The 16,782-nt window shown below is 59.2% G+C and carries 13 protein-coding genes; 5 read left to right on the plus strand and 8 right to left on the minus strand.

Features of this window, described 5'->3' with window-relative positions:
- Window position 1: 1 nt before the first annotated feature.
- The 4 genes from ACN9MO_RS34210 to hisD form a co-directional block, all read right to left on the minus strand.
- Window positions 2-1,237, minus strand: a complete 1,236-nt coding sequence (locus ACN9MO_RS34210; RefSeq protein WP_425988879.1) for a VOC family protein — start codon at window positions 1,235-1,237, stop codon at window positions 2-4.
- 69 nt (window positions 1,238-1,306) lie between these two features.
- Window positions 1,307-2,005: a hypothetical protein gene (locus ACN9MO_RS34215; RefSeq protein ID WP_425988882.1), complete on the minus strand. Its 699-nt coding sequence runs from the start codon at window positions 2,003-2,005 to the stop codon at window positions 1,307-1,309.
- 49 nt (window positions 2,006-2,054) lie between these two features.
- The gene (locus ACN9MO_RS34220; protein ID WP_425988885.1) at window positions 2,055-3,887 is read right to left on the minus strand and encodes a thiamine pyrophosphate-binding protein; all 1,833 of its coding nucleotides are present in this window, start codon (window positions 3,885-3,887) and stop codon (window positions 2,055-2,057) included.
- Complete coding sequence (gene hisD, locus ACN9MO_RS34225; protein WP_425988888.1) at window positions 3,884-5,224, minus strand: histidinol dehydrogenase; 1,341 nt, start codon at window positions 5,222-5,224, stop codon at window positions 3,884-3,886. The genes ACN9MO_RS34220 and hisD overlap by 4 nt, the downstream gene beginning before the upstream one ends.
- A gap of 115 nt (window positions 5,225-5,339) precedes the next feature.
- On the opposite strand from hisD, the gene ACN9MO_RS34230 reads away from it, so the two are divergent.
- Complete coding sequence (locus ACN9MO_RS34230; protein ID WP_425988891.1) at window positions 5,340-6,212, plus strand: helix-turn-helix domain-containing protein; 873 nt, start codon at window positions 5,340-5,342, stop codon at window positions 6,210-6,212.
- Here the strand turns inward: ACN9MO_RS34230 and ACN9MO_RS34235 are convergent.
- A complete protein-coding gene (locus tag ACN9MO_RS34235) occupies window positions 6,209-7,720 on the minus strand; it encodes a GMC family oxidoreductase (RefSeq protein WP_425988894.1) in 1,512 nt (503 codons plus the stop codon). The genes ACN9MO_RS34230 and ACN9MO_RS34235 overlap by 4 nt on opposite strands.
- A 248-nt stretch (window positions 7,721-7,968) precedes the next feature.
- Here ACN9MO_RS34235 and ACN9MO_RS34240 point away from each other — a divergent pair, with 248 nt between their 5' ends.
- Entirely contained in the window at window positions 7,969-9,552 is a 1,584-nt protein-coding gene (locus ACN9MO_RS34240; RefSeq protein WP_425988896.1) for a GMC family oxidoreductase, read from the plus strand.
- A 72-nt stretch (window positions 9,553-9,624) separates the two neighbouring features.
- Here ACN9MO_RS34240 and ACN9MO_RS34245 read toward each other — a convergent pair whose 3' ends face one another.
- Complete coding sequence (locus tag ACN9MO_RS34245) at window positions 9,625-10,791, minus strand: Gfo/Idh/MocA family protein (RefSeq protein WP_425988899.1); 1,167 nt, start codon at window positions 10,789-10,791, stop codon at window positions 9,625-9,627.
- Window positions 10,792-11,173: 382 nt separating this feature from the next.
- On the opposite strand from ACN9MO_RS34245, the gene ACN9MO_RS34250 reads away from it, so the two are divergent.
- The 3 genes from ACN9MO_RS34250 (at window position 11,174) to ACN9MO_RS34260 (ending at window position 13,905) form a co-directional block, all read left to right on the plus strand.
- Window positions 11,174-12,058 carry an ABC transporter permease gene (locus tag ACN9MO_RS34250; RefSeq protein WP_425989408.1) on the plus strand — a complete coding sequence of 295 codons (885 nt, stop codon included), beginning with the start codon at window positions 11,174-11,176 and terminating at the stop codon, window positions 12,056-12,058.
- 44 nt (window positions 12,059-12,102) lie between these two features.
- On the plus strand, window positions 12,103-13,041 hold the full coding sequence (locus ACN9MO_RS34255) for a sugar ABC transporter substrate-binding protein (protein ID WP_082641083.1): 939 nt from the start codon (window positions 12,103-12,105) through the stop codon (window positions 13,039-13,041).
- 69 nt (window positions 13,042-13,110) lie between these two features.
- Entirely contained in the window at window positions 13,111-13,905 is a 795-nt protein-coding gene (locus ACN9MO_RS34260; protein ID WP_425988902.1) for an ATP-binding cassette domain-containing protein, read from the plus strand.
- Window positions 13,906-14,443: 538 nt separating this feature from the next.
- Here ACN9MO_RS34260 and ACN9MO_RS34265 read toward each other — a convergent pair.
- Together ACN9MO_RS34265 and ACN9MO_RS34270 are read right to left on the minus strand one after the other, a co-directional pair.
- Window positions 14,444-15,505 (minus strand): aldo/keto reductase, encoded by a 1,062-nt coding sequence (locus tag ACN9MO_RS34265; protein WP_058328093.1) that lies wholly within the window; start codon window positions 15,503-15,505, stop codon window positions 14,444-14,446.
- Between the two features lie 17 nt (window positions 15,506-15,522).
- Window positions 15,523-16,608 carry a LacI family DNA-binding transcriptional regulator gene (locus ACN9MO_RS34270; RefSeq protein ID WP_058328094.1) on the minus strand — a complete coding sequence of 362 codons (1,086 nt, stop codon included), beginning with the start codon at window positions 16,606-16,608 and terminating at the stop codon, window positions 15,523-15,525.
- Window positions 16,609-16,782 lie beyond the last annotated feature (174 nt).

The raw sequence follows: 16,782 nt of genomic DNA on the forward strand, positions 1-16,782 counted from the left end.
GTCATCGCACGCTGGACGACAGGCGCGCAGCCATGGCGCCGTACTGCATGCCGGCCAAGTTCAACTCCATCAGTTCGATGCGGTTGCCCTCCGGATCCTTGATCCACGACTGTCGATTGCCATCCCGTCCCATCGTGATCGCGGTTCCGTTCACTTCGTAGATTCCGGATAGATCGTTGCGCCACAAGCACATCCGCGCTCCACGAGCGCGCAGCGTCTCTACCGTGGCATCGACATCGGCTACCTCAAGGCAGATGTGCTGATAACCACGTGCGGCGGGGTTCGGAGCGTGCTCCCCGATCGCGCCAGGAAACAGCTCCAGATATTGGCGATCGTTGATGCGGAGATAGACCAGGAACACTGAGCCATCTTCATTCGGCAACCGGAACATCTCGCGGAAACCCATTACGCGCTCGTAGAACGAGAGTTGAGCATCGAGGTCGTGAACCTTCAGCGCCACATGGGTGAAGCCCTCGAAGGAGCGGTCGCGGCGAAGCACAGACAAGCGATCGTGGGCGATCTTCCAACGGGATACGAAGCGAGAAAAATCGAGGGGTGCATCGTGCTCGGCAACATGTGCCGCCAGCCGCGGCAGGGCGCGGAGCGTTCGAAAAACATCGGACCAATCGCTCTCACCGAAACCCAGGTCGGCCCATCCCTCTTCGAGGGTGTCGGGCCGAATGTCCTTGAGATGAACGGCGACGATCCGCCCTGCATAGGAGGTCAACCACCGGACGGGATCCTGGCCGGCGCGTAAAATCCAGCCCACATCCACTTCCCAATCCATACCCGGCGCGGTTTCCAAAAGGATATCGATCGGCGTGCGCCCGTCTGGCAGGGAGATGAGTTCGAAATCGTGATTGTGCCAAGCGAACCGGAGGCCCAAGGCGCGGAGCTTGCCCTCGATAAGATCGAGGCGCTCGCCGAGGTTTCGCCAGCCGTCCGTACTCGATGGCCGCCTATCCTCGGGCAGCCATGGTGCGATCACAGTATAGATGCCGAGATGCTTGGTCAGATCGGTCACGCGATCGAACTCATTCTCAAGCATTTCCATAGGAACGTGAGCCTGCGGCATCGTCAGGCCGCGCAGGTCGAGTTCCTTGCGGAAAGCGACAGGATCCTCGAAGTTCAGCCAGCAGCCCTCTACGCCGTCGTATCCAGCCGCGGCTATCCGGTCGAGCGCCTCGGTTTGGGATAGGACGTTGCGGGACGAATAGAGCTGTACCAATATGGGCACGTTAGACCCTCCGACTATGAAAAGTGTCCGTCGTATTAATCAGGACCAGGAATTCGCACTTGGGCCCGATCAGGCCGTCGGGTGGAACTCAATCGCCATCCAGATGCAGTCGGTATCTGTCCAGCCTCGGTGCCACGGGTAGGAGAAGGTGCGCTTGTCGACCACCCAAACGATGGGATCGTGGGTATCCCCTGGCGAAGCGCTGATCTCGCGATACATCTCCTTGCCTGCTTCATCCTTGAACAACTGGATGCGTCCATGGCCGAAAATCTGCGTGTGCAGTTCGATAAAGGAATGCGTGTTGTGGATTACTGCGTCCGTGCGCGCAGGCGCCCACCAAAGGTTCAGCTGAATGTCAAACTGCTGGAGTTCGTCCCTGGGTTCGGGACTGTTGGAAAGTTTCCAAGGGTTCAGCTCGACGCGTGCGATTATGTCCTTGGGCGAAATGTAGAGCGGTGTGCGCCTCGGAAACTCCGGCACGGTCTCGCCAAGCCATTTCCAACCGTCGAGAACTACGCCGCCGAGGTTGATGTCATTGGGGACATGTACAACTGAGGCGCATTTGCCACTGGTGATGATCCCGTCCTTGAGGATCACAGAACGCCAAGGCGGAATGACGCCAATCGGCTCGCCGGCGATGTACATCGGCTCGTCCGAGAGATTGGTGACGACGCCCGTCGTCGTGTAGTTCCGGGCGTCATAGACCATGTGGGCCTTTACGAAGGTGCCGTCGAAAGCCAAAGGCCGTGTGCGATTTTCCTGCGTCATTTTCCCTCGCTAAGGTGTCGGGCCAGCCCCGCGGGCTGGCCCTTCTTCATCAGAAGCCACGACCCTTGACATACTTGGCGCGGAGATCGCCGAGATACGCAGGGACGGTGATGTCCCACCATCCGGTCACGTGCATGTTGGAGTATGGACGCTCGATCGCGCAGATAGCGTCGATGAGATAGGGCTTACCGGACGCGAGAGCTCGCTGGATGGCCGGGCCGATTTCGGCCGGATCGGTCACCCGCTCGGCTTCGCAGCCCAACGACTTTGCCACGCCCGCGGCGTCAGCCATCCAAGGTTCGCCGTCCGGCGTCTTGAATTGCGTGATGATCTCACGGTCCTCGCCGAACATGTTGAGTTGGAGATTGCGGATCGCGCCCCAACCGCCGTTATTGATCACCAGAAAGACGACCGCGGCGCCAAGCATGGCGGCAGTGGCCAGCTCGGTACCCGTCTGCAGAAACGCGCCGTCGCCGAAAACCGCGCATACCGGAGCCTCGGGCTTCCCCAGCTTTGCGCCGATGGCCGCCGGCAGGGCGAAACCAATGCCCGACATACCGCCGGGGGTTATGTGCTGGCGCGGGCCATACACCGGGAATTCATTGAAGACCTGGTTCTGCGGGTTGGAGCTGTCGGTCACGACGATCGCATCGCGCGGGAGTGCCTTGCGGGCTTCGACGAGCACTTGGGAGGCGGTCATTGGCTGCACATTGGCCGTGCGAAGTGGGCGGAGGTATTCTTCCCACTCCACCTTCCGCTCCAGCAATTCCTTGAACTGCGCGCTGTTTTTATAGTCCCGTGACTTGCCTTTCTCCTTGAGCCCGGCAAGGATTCCGGACAGGACCGCCTTGGCGTCGCCAACGATTCCGACTTCCACAGGATAGTTCTTGCCAATCTCGAAGCCGTCCAGATCGACCTGGATGAGTTTGGTCTTGGGGATGTCGAACGTGACCCCCGGCTGGTAGGACGAGGTGATGCGGTCGGAGAAGCGGCAGCCGATCGCCAAGAGAACGTCCGCCGAGCGTGTCATCGCATTGCCCGGAATCGACCCCAGGTCACCGCATGCGCAGGCGAACAGCTCGTGGTCTTCCGGGAACGACCCCTTGCCCATGAACGACGTGGTCACAGGCGCGCCAAGGAATTCGGCGATCTCACGCAGGACTTCGGTCGCCTCGGCGGTAACAACGCCGCCGCCCGCGAGAATAACCGGACGGTCGGACGACAGAAGCAACTCGACCGCCTCGGCGATGTAGGCGGGATCGCCGTAGGTGCGCGCTGCGGTCCGGCGTTTCTTGCTGTCGTTGATGACCACGTTTCCGGTCTCGGCCTGGATGTCTTGTGGCACGTTGATGAGCACGGGACCCATGCGGCCTTCCAGCATGCTGTTGAAGGCCTGCTCCATCATGTTCGGGATTTGCTCGACGTGGCTCGGGTTGAACCACCGCTTCACCACCGGTTCAGCCATCCGAGGGAAGTTGTCCGAGTGGGGACGGTCGAGCTCCTGAAGCACTCCACGGCCCATCATGTAGGTGTGAACGCCACCCGTAATGACGAGCTGCGGGAGGGAGTCCGCGAAGGCCGTGGCGATACCGGTCAAGGTGTTCGTTGCACCCGGACCGATAGAAGTCACGACCGCCGCGACCTTGCCTGACGAACGGTAGAAGCCGTCCGCCATGTGCGAGGCGTTCTGCTCGTGCATGGCCGGCAGCAGGTTGATCTCCTCCTTGCGGTCGACGAACGCGTCCATCAACGCGGTGTCGCCGTGGCCCGGGATACCGAAGACATGTGTAACGCCTTCGCGGATAAGATGGTCAACAATGATCTGGCCGCCAGTCATCTCGCGCGAAGAATCGACCCCTTCGATTTTTTTGTCCATTTTCATTTCGATACCTCCAGTTTTTTCTGCCCTGCGATCGGCTCAACGGCGGTCGCATAGTCTACATTCCGATGCCCGTAACGACGAACCCGCACGTTCGCCTGTTCCGCGTGCCCGGCAAATCCCTCCATCATGCAGAGGCGGGAAGTGTACTCTCCGACGAGTGCGGAAGCTTGGTCGGTCAGGATTTTCTGATACGTGCAGGTCTTGACGAACTTCCCGACCCAAAGCCCACCGGTGTAACGCGCCGCCCGCATGGTGGGCAGCGTGTGATTGGTTCCAATGACCTTGTCGCCATATGCGACCGTCGTCCGTGCGCCGAGGAAAAGAGCACCGTAGTTCTTGAGGTTGTCCAGAAACCACTGGTCATCGCTCGTCATTACCTGGACGTGTTCGGAAGCGACGCGATCGGCTTCCGACAGCATTTCTTCTCGGCTGTCGCACACAATGATTTCGCCGTGGTTCCGCCATGCCTCGCCGGCAATCGCCGCCGTCGGAAGGATGCCCAGAAGACGGTCGATCTGAGACAATGTGTCCTTCGCGAGCTTTTCGGAATTGGTGATCAAGACAGCGGGCGAGTTGGTTCCGTGCTCCGCCTGCCCGAGCAGGTCGGTTGCAACGAGTTCACCATCCACTGTGTCGTCGGCAACGATGAGGACCTCGGTCGGCCCTGCGAAGAGGTCGATGCCCACGCGGCCGAAAAGGAGACGCTTCGCCTCGGCAACATAGGCATTGCCGGGGCCGGCGAGAACACTGACGGGTTTGATTGTCTCCGTGCCGATAGCCATGGCGGCTATGGCCTGGACACCACCCAGAGCATAAATTTCGTCAGCACCCGCAAGATGCTGGGCAGCAACGATCAGGGGTGCTGGAGCGCCCTTGAATGGAGGAGCGCAGGTGATAACGCGGTCACAGCCCGCGACCTTTGCCGTCAGAACAGTCATGTGAGCGGAGGCGAGCAGTGGATACTTGCCGCCGGGGACGTAGCAACCGACGCTGTCGACGGGAACATGCTTGTGTCCGAGCACGACGCCCGGCATCGTCTCAACTTCCAGTTCCGCCATTGTGTCGAGCTGGGCTTGAGCAAAATTTCTGATCTGATCCTGCGCGAACTCGATGTCCTCACGTTCCTGAGACGTGATGCCGTTTACGCAGGCGTCGATCTCCGATTTCGTGAGGCGATAACTCGTCCGGTCGAGACCATCGAAACGGATAGCCAGTTTCCGGACGGCTTCGTCGCCACCAGCCTCGACGTCGGCAATAAGGTTCTGGACTGCAGTCGTAATGGCTTCGTCATGGAAATTTGACGCCTCGGCCAGAGGCCGTTTCAGATGTCTTATCATAGCAATATCCCGCTTTTGATCCGAGACCTCCGCCATCGTCGGAAGAGTGGCTCATTTCGATCGGGGCAGAGTGGGCGAATGATCTGTCGCGGACAATTTCGCAGGCCCTTGAAACTTGGCGCAGACTGACGCATTCTCGGTGGGAGTAGTGAAGCACCCCGAGCGCGCATCAGTGAACACCGAAGTAATCGATTCCTTACAGACGCAGAATTTCGGCGCGAACCTGCGCTTTCTATGCGAACGCCAAGGTACGGTCTCGAGCATCTGTCGGAAAATCAACATAAACCGGCAGCAGTTCAACAAATACCTGTCTGGTCTTCACCTGCCGTCGATGCAGAACCAGCGTCTGATCGCGAATTTCTTCGGGCTCAGCAGGTCAGTGCTATTTGCTGATCCCGAAGAGTTTCGCACGCTCATGGAGGGTAACTATTTCTACGCCATCGATACCTTGCGGGGTTCCGAGAAGATGGCGGCTTTTCTTGATACGCTGTTGGTTGCGGACAATACGGCCGGAGACGAGTATGTGGGGGTGTACGATCGGTATCAGTACTCGACGATCTACAAGGGCAAGGTGCTACGATCGGCCTATTGCATCTACCGGAACCGGGACTTCCTGCAGCACTACTACATCGAGCGCTTTCCCAATCTCGAAGACCAGGACAAGATAGATTTCGTCTTCAAGTATCACGGCTTCACCATTCCCTTGGGCGGGCGGCTCTTCTCGCTGGATTTCGAGGCCGTTCAGAAGAACGAGATGACGTTTGGAATCTACGCCCCGGTTCAGCGGAGTTCTAAGAGCTTCCTGATGGGGATCACGAGCGGAATTGCGGAGAACATGCTCCGCCCGCCTTACTCGACGAAAGTCGCGATGCATTTCCGCGGGCCTGGCCTGCTAAAGCGCGAACACTTGGATAGGGTGACCACGCTGGAAAAAGGGGACCGGTCGATCCCCACCGAGGTCCAGCAATATCTCAGTACGGTCGACTAAACAGACTTCTTGAATTCCTTCGCAAGGATGTGGTCAGACGCACGCAGCGCCTGCGCTGCGATCGTGAGTGCAGGATTTACCGCCGCCGACGAAGGGAAGAAGGACGCGTCGATCACAAAGAGGTTCGGGTGATCCCAGGTGCGGCAATACTGGTCGAGCGCCGATGTTGCCGGGTCGCTGCCCATTCTCACGGTGCCGGATTGATGAGCCGTCGCATGCGCCACGAGCGATTTTGTGACGACGATTGGGTAGCCCGCCCGCTCCAACGCACGCTTCATACGTTTTACCAGCTCCAGGTGGCCTTCCATATTGTTGAGCGTTACCGCCAGCTTGATCTGACCGCTCTCGAGGGTGACCCTATTGTTGGGGTCAGGCAAATCCTCCGACAACGCGATCCAGTCCATGCCGTGCCGGGCCATCTCATTGCCCAGGAATTTCGGCAGGTAAGGCACGTTGGCTGTGAGCATGCCGCCCTGGAGCTTGCCCAGCATCTGCATATGTCCCATCGGCCAAGGAAAATCCTTGTCGCCGAAGTACCAATCGTTGATTGCCAACGTCTTTTGGAACTTCGTCGAATTGATCCGGTGGGATAGGCCCATGAGCGCCGTCTGGTTGTGGACCATGTAGTGGCGGCCCACGACGTCCGAGCTATTTGCAACGCCCTTTGGCGCGGCGCTGCTGGAAGAGCGCAGAAGCAGCGCAGCCGAATTGACCGCATTGCAGGACACCACGAATAGCGGGGCCGAATAGCGTTTTGTCTCGCCCTTTTCCTCTACCTCGACGGCCTCGACCTTCTTGCCGTCCCCCGACAGAATGATGCGCCGTGCGAAGGTATTGGTCTTGAGATCGACTCTGCCTGTCGCCAGCGCGGGCTCGAGCGCGCACGTCTCCGCGTCGTTCTTCTGTCCGATCTTGCAAGGGAAACCGTCGCAGGTCCGACAGAGAATGCAGCTTCCAGCGGTTCCAGAATTCACCCCACTTGGCATGGCCGACGGCGAAATACCCTGGCTGCGGAACCGATCCGCCAAGTTTGCGACGATTGGCTCAGAGGGCACTGGGCCGAACGGATAAGGCCCGTTACGGTGCGGAGCGGTCCTGTCTCCCGTGTCATCCCCGTGCACGCGGAACATTCTCTCCGCCTCGTCGTAATAGGACTCCATTTCCGAATAGCTCATAGGCCAGGCCGGTGAGACGCCGCCCTTGTGTTCAAGTGTCCCGAAATCCCTCTCTCTCAGCCTGAATAGGGCTGCTCCGTAGAACTTGGTCGATCCGCCGACATTGTAACAAGCGCCGGGATCGAAGGGATTCCCCTTTCGATCGAGCCAGGTGTCCTTGGCCTTGTACTTCTTCTGAAAGAAGACCGTGTCGACGCTCCAGTTTTCCGGCTCGCGTGGCACCAAATCGCCGCGCTCAAGTATGAGAACGCGTGCTCCATTCTCAGCAAGTCTACGGGCCGTTACGCTTCCGCCAACACCGCTTCCGATAATGATTACGTCGTAATCTTCCATGTTGTTCCCGGAGTTATGAGTTGCTCGGGAGCGTCCGTTCCAACCCGGTGCACCCGATCCATTGCGGGATTTCTAACACTGGAGGAATATCTGGAGAAGCAAGATTCCGGCCACTTGCGTCAGTGTGCGTCACATATCGAACGGGTGCGAACTTGCTGATCATGCTCTTGAAATGACGAATAGCGCTATGATCGGGCGCTTCGGCCATATGGCCAATAAGGCCCTTTGCAACCGTATGAAGGATAGACATGAGCGAGTACGACTACATCGTCGTGGGCGCAGGGTCCGCAGGCTGCGTTCTCGCAAATCGGCTCTCGGCCGATCCGCGCAACAACGTCCTCCTCCTGGAAGCGGGCCGGAGGGATAACTATCACTGGATTCACATTCCGGTCGGCTATCTCTACTGCATATCAAATCCGCGGACAGATTGGTGCTTCAAGACCGACGCCGAAAGCGGTCTCAACGGGCGCAGCTTGTCTTACCCACGTGGGAAGGTGCTCGGGGGCTGCTCATCGATCAACGGCATGATCTATATGCGTGGCCAAGCGGCCGACTACGATCACTGGCGGCAACTCGGATGCGTCGGCTGGGGTTGGGACGACGTTCTTCCTCTCTTCAAGCGGCAGGAGGACTTTCACGCAGGCGCTTCGGACGATCACGGCTCTGGTGGAGAGTGGAGAGTTGAAAAGGCGCGCGTACGTTGGAAGGTTCTCGACGCCTTTCTGGACGCGGCTGAGCAGGCCGGAATTCCGAGGACCCCGGACTTCAACCGGGGCACTAACGAAGGCGGTGGCTACTTCGACGTCAACCAGCGCTCCGGCGTTCGATGGAATACCGCTAAAGGGTTCTTGCGCCCGGCGCTCAACCGAAAAAACCTGCGCGTCGAGACCGAAGCCCAAGTTCGTAGACTTGTGATCCAGGACGGCGAAGTCACGGGCGTGGTATTCCAGCAAAACGGCCAAGATAGGACTGCGACGGCCCGGGCCGAGGTAATCTTGGCAGCCGGCGCAATCGGGTCGCCTCACATCTTAGAGTTCTCCGGGATTGGTGAAGGCTCCGCTCTGAGCGCCGCGGGTGTCGAAGTGAACACTGAAGTCCCCGGTGTGGGAGCCAACCTTCAGGATCATCTCCAGCTGCGTCTTGTCTACAAGGTAACAGGCGTCCCGACTTTGAACGAAAAAGACGGGAAGGCCGCCATCGGATTGGAATACCTATTTCGACGGTCGGGGCCCATGGCTATGGCCCCCAGCCAGGTAGGTATCTTCACGCGATCGGGACCGGAGAAGGCCACCCCGGACCTCGAGTTTCACGTCCAGCCTGTCTCGCTCGACAAATTCGGCGACCCGGTTCACACGTTTCCGGCAATCACCGCTTCGGTCTGCAACTTGCGGCCTGAGAGCCGCGGTACGGTCCACGTAAGAACAGCCGATTTCCGCGCGCAACCTGCCATCAGGCCGAATTATCTGGCGACCAAGGGCGATCTGGAGGTTGCCGCGAACTCGATACGGGTTGCTCGCAGAATTGCGGAGCAGCCTGCTTTCACGAAATACCGTCCGGTCGAGTACCGTCCTGGACCCGAGTATCGTACGGACGATGACCTGTATAAGGCGGCGGGCGATATAGGAACAACGATCTTCCACCCCGTCGGCACCTGCCGCATGGGCGATGACCCCGCCTCGGTGGTGGACACCAGGTTGAGAATGCGCGCCGTGGGCAGGCTCCGTATCGCCGACGCCTCGATCATGCCCACCATCGTCAGCGGAAACACCAATTCTCCCACGTTGATGATTGCCGAAAAGGCCGCGGCCATGATTCTGGCGGACAACCGATAAAAAATGGCGGCCGACCGGGAGGAGAATGGTCGACCGCCGCACGGCGCTATGTTTTTTGCGCCGAGTAACTAACTACTTTGGAAACGGGTGCCACGTTTTGGTTTGCGACGAGCGGACGCAGATTTCCGAAAGAAGAACGCCACGCAAGCCTTCGTTGAGGTCCGAGATCGGCGTCTTACCGGCATGCCGCCAGTTCGGTCCGGCCTCCAGCGCGGCGGCGTAGTCGGTGTAGAGCACGGCGAGGGCTTCCAGGTAGGCTTCGGGATTTCCAGCGGGAAGGCTAACACACGATGCTCCTTCCTCAGTCATGTCTGACGCTCCCCTGCGGTAAATGAGATCGGCCTGCCCCATACGAGAAAGATGCAGCGTTTCGGGCTGCTCCTGCCGCCACTCAAGGGTACCCTTGCTTCCGACGATTTTGAAACGCAGGCCATTTCGATGCCCTGGCGCTGCCAGACTGCACCACAGCAGCCCTTCGGCACCTCCTTCGAAATCCATCTGCACAACGCCGGTGTCGTCCAGCCCAAACCCGTCGACCGTAGTCGAGAGCTTTGCGTTCAAAGCGACACACCGCCTGCCTGAGACAAATTCGAGGATGTTGAAGGCATGCGTTCCGACGTCGCCGAGTGCTCCGGTCAATCCGGCTTTTCCAGGGTCGCCCCGCCAGATGCCGCCCTTCCCGAGCTTCGTAGGGTCATTGGCCAACCACTCGAGCAGGTACTCCACGTAGAGGAACTTCACTTCGCCTATTTCGCCGTTGCGGACACGAGCCCGCGCGTCGCGCACCATCGGATAGCCGGTGTAAGTGTAGGTGACGGCGGCGAACAAATTCCTGTTTGCGGCCAATCTGATCAGTTCCTCGGCTTCTCCGGAGGCATTGACCAACGGTTTGTCGCAGACGACGGGAATTCCCGCTTCGAGAAACAGCCTGCAAGGTTCGTAATGAAGATGATTGGGCGTTACGACAACGGCGACGTCAATGCTGTCCGAGCGGTTCGATTCTGCCGCAACCATGTCCCTGAAAGTCCGATAGGTCCGGTCACGAGCGACGCCCAGCGCTTCTGCCGCCTCCCGGGATACGGCCTCGTCGGAAGAGAACACTCCAGCTTTCACATCGAAGCAACCGGACAGGCGCATGGCGGCGCGGTGGATACCCGCGAAAAACGAGCCGCGGCCTCCTCCGATCATGCCAACGCTGAAGCGACGCTTCGCAGGAATATCTGAAATCAAGTTCGGCATCTGACCTGTTCCTCATTTACTTGATCAACTCTCACCGCCGATGTCGGACATCAACTTCGCATCGAGCGAATATCTGAAGCAGTGTGGCGCACGTTTTCCAATCCTGTGCCGTGCCGATCGATCCGAAGCGCTAAGTGCTTCAAGCTGCGTCATCAGTCCGCTGTTTGCGAAATTGTCACAGCACCCCGCAGAGCTACACTCGTAGGTCAAATACGACAGACGTCAGCAGCTGGCGTCTTCGAGAAAACCGTTAAAAAGGGGAAGTGGAATGACACATGTCGCCACAGGTCGGCTCGTAGTCGACAAGCCGGGACCGTTGCGTCGGTTCCTCTCGCCGCAGCATCCTGCCGTAATGGTGCAACGCGTCATGCTGTTGCTCTTGGTGGTCAGCGTCATCGGCCTGTCAATCGCCAACCCGAGTTTCAGGAACCCGGCCAATCTGTTGAACATCATCCAACAGGCGTCGATGGTCGGCATCGTGGCTTGCGGGATGCAGCTAATGATCATCTCGGGAGGCTTCGATCTTTCTGTGGGAGCGATTGCCGCGGCCGCCGGATGTCTCGCCGCGACCGTATCCTTGTCGGCGGGCGTTCCGGCCGGGATTGTCGCGGCGTTGGTCCTCGGCCTCCTTATCGGCATCGCCAACGGCTGCTTGATCGCGAAGGTAGGGATGAACCCTTTTGTTTCGACTTTCGGAACGCAAGCGATCATCCTCGGCACGATGTACGCGCTTACTGAAGCGCGTCCGATCGCGCCGCTGCCGCGCGAGTGGCGCGAGCTCGGCTTCTTCCATGTCGGTGGCCTGACCTTCCCGAGCATGGTGTTTATCGTCGTTGTTGTGGTGTTGGCGCTCGTGCTGCATTTCACCAGCTATGGACAACATGTCCGTGCGGTCGGCAGCAACAAAGTCGGGACCAGCCGCGCAGGTGTCAATGTCGACCGCGTCCTCATTGCGACCTATGCCATCGGCGGCTTCACCGCTGCCATCGCCGGCCTTTTGCTGACCTCTGTCGCCGGCATCGGGAGCCCGCAAGCTGGAACCACCTGGGCGCTCCTTTCGATCGCGGCAGTCGTCATCGGCGGTACGCCGCTGACTGGCGGGGTCGGTGGCATCAGTTCCGCGGTCATCGGTATCTTCGCTCTGACGATCCTGAACAACGCGATGACCCTCTACAGCATCTCAGCCTTCTGGCAACCGGCATTCATGGGAACAGGTGTTCTCCTGGCCGTTGGTTACGAAGCCCTGCGGCGCGGCCGCAAATACTAAGAGTGGAACCGGCAGAAAACACTGCTAAAACTAGGAGGACTACAATGAAACTCACAAGACGAATGCTCGGTATAGCGTCCATCGCAATTGCCGTGGGCACCGCGTTTGCAGCACCGGCAACGGCGGAAGACAAAAAGATTGGCGTGATGATCTACAACATCGGCGTCGATCCGTGGATGAACGTGGGCGTCAAGGCGATGGAAGAGAACGCCAAGAAGCTCGGATACGAGGTCACTGTGGTTGACGGTCACAACGACGTGGCGCAGATGAACGCCGCGATCGAGCAGTTCATCATTCAAGGCGTGAACGCCATCATCGTTGCGCCTGCCGATCCCGACAGCCTTGTCGGCAGCGTCCTGAAGGCAACCGATGCCAAGATTCCCGTCGTTTCCTATTCGATGGGTATCTCTCCGGAAGCACCGATCACTTCTTTCGTCGGCTCGGACGAAGAATTCATCGGCCGGCTCCATGCGGAACAGGCTGTTAAGATGCTGAATGGCGAAGGCAATGTCGCCATCATGACGGGCATCCTCGGAACTGCGCCTCAGATCGGTCGAGCCAAGGGAGAGCATGACGCGCTCAAGACCGCACCAGGGATCAAGATCGTCGAAGAGCAGGCAAACGATTGGGCTGCGGATAAGACCGTCGCACTGATCCAGGATTGGCTTTCCAAGTACCCTAAGGGTGAACTGAACGCAGTCTTCGCTCACGGCCCGGAACTCGTTGCCGCTGCCGAGTATGCGAAGGCGCAGGGCCGGGATGAAGTGATGTTCTTTGCGGTCGACTATCCCGAGGACGCGCGTCGCGCGATCAAGGAAGGCACTCTCACCGCCACGGTTTCTCAGAGCCCGGCTTTGCTTTCAAAGCTCGCAGTTGAAGCTGCCGACAAGGCGATCCGCGGCGAGAAGGTTGAATCCAAGATCATCATTCAGAACACGCTGATCACGAAGGACAACGTGGAGCAGGTTCCGGCTGACTACTAATGCGGATCGACCCGCGCCGCCAAGATGGCGCGGGTTCTCACTTGACGAACTTAGTTTAGGAGAGGTGCAATGCCCTTATCTGTAGTCCGCCAAAGCGAGGCTGTCGTTATGCCCGAGACATCCACCCCGATTGTGGAGGCAGTCGGCGTCGCCAAGCACTATGGTGGCGTGATCGCCCTTTCGGGTGCGAACCTTAGAGTTATGCCAGGCGAGGTGGTCGCCATCGTCGGCGACAACGGAGCCGGGAAGAGCACCTTTGTCAAAATCCTTTCGGGTGCCCAATCCGCAACCGAAGGCAAGCTCGTCGTTTCAGGGCGTGAAGTAACCTTTCATCGGCCTAGCGATGCCCGCGAGGCAGGCATCGAGACCGTGTATCAAGACCTTTCACTTGCTGAGCACCTTGATGTCCTGACCAATCTCTTTCTCGGTCGCGAGGAGTTCTACTTCAAGTTCGGCGGTCTCAGTATTTTGAACCGCCGCAAGATGACCGCGCGGGCCGAAGAGTTGTTGAACGAAATCGGGGTAAACGTCCCGGGTGTGCGTGACATTGTTGGTGGTTTGTCCGGCGGTCAGCGCCAAGGCGTTGCGATCGCACGTGCGGCGGGATGGGGGTCGCAGCTGATCATCATGGATGAGCCCACCGCGGCGCTCGGCGTTCAAGAAACTGCCCATGTTCATGACATTATCCGGGCGCTGCAATCACGTGGTGTTGCTGTCCTTCTCGTCAGCCACAACATGAAGCAGGTCATGGAACTCAGCAACCGGGTTTACGTATTCCGCCGAGGTCGGATCGCCGCTGAATTGCAGACATCGCATACGACGACGGATGAGATTATCTCTTACATCACAGGTGCCCGCAGCTGAAAAAATAACCCGGCGCTCTATTGTGGAGCGCCGGGTTTTACGTTGCCTGAAATCCCGCTATTTGAAAACTGCTGCGAGTGCATTCCAGAACGTCTGCCCATTCGTGACTTCGCCATTTGCGTCGAGTGCGTGATCGTAGTCCGGGCAGATAAACGCGAGTGCAAGTAGCTGTCTAAACATTGCCTTCTCCCATTCCCCAAGCAGGCGTCGAGAACGATGCCGACACCAAGATCGCTCCGTTCCACCTGCACCTTCAATTTCGCAGGAAAGGGAAAAGTGAAGCTTTCTGACGCACGTTTTCAGATATGGCGACCGCATGACGTCGGCTTGCTCGCAGCCGTAGGCTCTTGCCTTCCATTCTAGGCACCCTCGACTTTTTACGACCTATGCTAACAGTTCCCTGCGGATTCTTACTGAGACGCACACGATCCCTTCGAGTGGGGGTGGGATCGCGGGTCCGATTCCCATCAAGGCGATATGTATGTGTGCGTCTTGTCGATCGATATGAGCACTTTTCTTCTACCGCTGAGCGATGCACTTAAATCAATCCGAGGTCAATGTAGCTATCATGCAGCGCCCAGTCGCCGGGGCCGAAACGGTCGCCGGCGAAATTGTGCTGGTGCCAGTACGGATAGATGTAGGGCGGGCGGCTGACCTTGTTCAGCGTGTCCAGCTCTTCCTCTGTCAGCTTTAGGTTGACGGCAGCGATATTGTCGCGGAACTGCTCTTCGCTGAGACCGCCGACCACGAGGCTGGCGATTGCTGGACGCGATAGCGTCCAGGCCAGCGAGACCTGTGCCACCGTGACGCCACGGACCTTTGCGATGATTTCGAGCGCATCGACGATCGTCCACAGGCGCTCTTGGTCGCGGATCGGCGGCTCGCTCCAGCCGGCAGCCTGGCGGGAATCGGCCGGCGCCCTGCCGCGGCCAAAGGCGCCGGAGAGGAGACCGGCGGCGAGCGGGCTCCAGACCATGACGCCGAGGCCCTGATCGACGGAAATCGGTAGCAGCTCGTATTCAGCCTCGCGCGCTTCGAGCGTGTAGTGAATCTGCTGAGTCACGAAGCGTGGCAGGTTCTTCGCCTCCGCCACGCCCAGTGCCTTCATGATGTGCCAGCCGGAATAGTTGGAGCAGCCGATATAGCGGATCTTGCCCTGCTGGCGCAGCGTTTCGAGTGCGCCGAGCATTTCCTCGACCGGTGTCACGCCGTCCCATTCGTGCATGAAGTAGATGTCGATATGGTCGGTCTTCAGCCGCTTGAGGCTGAGCTCGCATTCGCGGATGACGTGGTAGCGCGAGGTGCCTTCGTCGTTCGGCCCGTCGCCGATGCGCATGCGTGCCTTGGACGAAATTAGCACCTTGTCACGTTTTTCGCCGAGGGCCTCGCCGAGAATTTCCTCCGAGCGGCCGAGCGAATACATGTTGGCCGTGTCGAAAAGGTTGACGCCACCGTCGATGCAGCAGTCGATGAGGCGGCGGGCTTCCGCCACGCTCTGGTTCGCCACGCGAGAAAACGCGCCGACCCCGCCGAAGGAGAAGGTGCCCATGGCGATGGCCGAAACCTTGAGGCCCGTGCGGCCGAGTGTCCTGTATTCCATGGTCTTCCTCTGCGTTTCTAATGCGCCTGCTGCCGTGCGGTCCGCCGTGGGCGATCCTGCGCGGTGTTCGATACGCCGTGCTCGTGGCTGGCACGCAGGACAAGCTCCGCGCCCACGAGGATCTTGACTGGCGGCTGCGGCTCGGCGGCGGCGATCAGGTCGTCGAGCACGGTGACGGCGAGGTAGCCGATCTTGCGCTTCGACACATCGATGGTCGTTAGGCCCGGCTCCATGGTCGCGCTCTGCGGCAGATTGTCGAAGCCGATGATCGAAACGTCCTGCGGGATCGAGACGCCGTGTTCGCGCAGCGCCCGGATGAAGCCGTACGCAATGATGTCGTTGGTGCAGAAATAGCATTCCGCGAGGTCGAGGCCGGTGGAAAGCAGGGCGCGCGTATCGGTATAGGCCCCGTCATAGGTGGATTCCACCGAGAGGATGTCGGCCTCGTTCACCGGCAAGCCGAGCCGCGCCATGTTTTTGAAGAAGGCCTCGCGGCGCAGGCGGAAGTTGGTCGTGTCGACATGGGAAGCGACGAAGCCGATGCGCTGGAAACCCTGCATGCGGAAGCGCGACAGCGCCTTATAGACGGCGTCCTCGTTGTTCATATCGACGAAATTGGCGTCGAGCACGTCGTAGAACGTATCGATGAAGACGGTCGGCAGGCCGAGGCCCTGGATGAGGCGGATATCGGCCTCCGTCAGCTCCGTGCCGAGTGCGATGACGCCGGATATCGGCGCGCCGGCGAGCGATTCCGCCACGGTGCTGATCGGCTGGCCCTCGAAGCTTACCACTTCCAGCGTGTAGTTGCGCCGCGTCGCCTCGGCCGACATGCCGTCGATATAGTCGGAGATGAAGACGCTGTGGTCGCGGTTGACCGTGTGGCCATGCTTGGCGATCTTCAGGAAGCGTAGGGTTTCGCCTGGTTCCGCGCTGCTGCGTGTTGCCCGAGGCACGTAGTTGAGGCTCGCCACCGCCTCCAGCACCCGCGCCCGCGTCACACCGGAAATCTCTCCCTTGCCGTTCAATACAAGCGAGACCGTCGCGGCCGATACGCCCGCCGCCTCGGCGATGTCCCTGATGGTCAGTTTTCCCGGTTTCTTCATGCGGAGACAGGCTGCCTTTTATGCTGCGACTGCGAACAAGTTTACTAAACGATTTAGATGAACTTTGCGAGACGTAGGGCAATTTGGCACGGTTCGCAACCGAATTGGCGCCTAAACGGGGCTTGTCAGAACAAATTTCCTTTGATAGCGTTTTAGTGAAGTAATGCGTTGTTT

The organism is Ensifer sp. R-19, from assembly GCF_049905105.1.
GTDB lineage: Bacteria > Pseudomonadota > Alphaproteobacteria > Rhizobiales > Rhizobiaceae > Ensifer.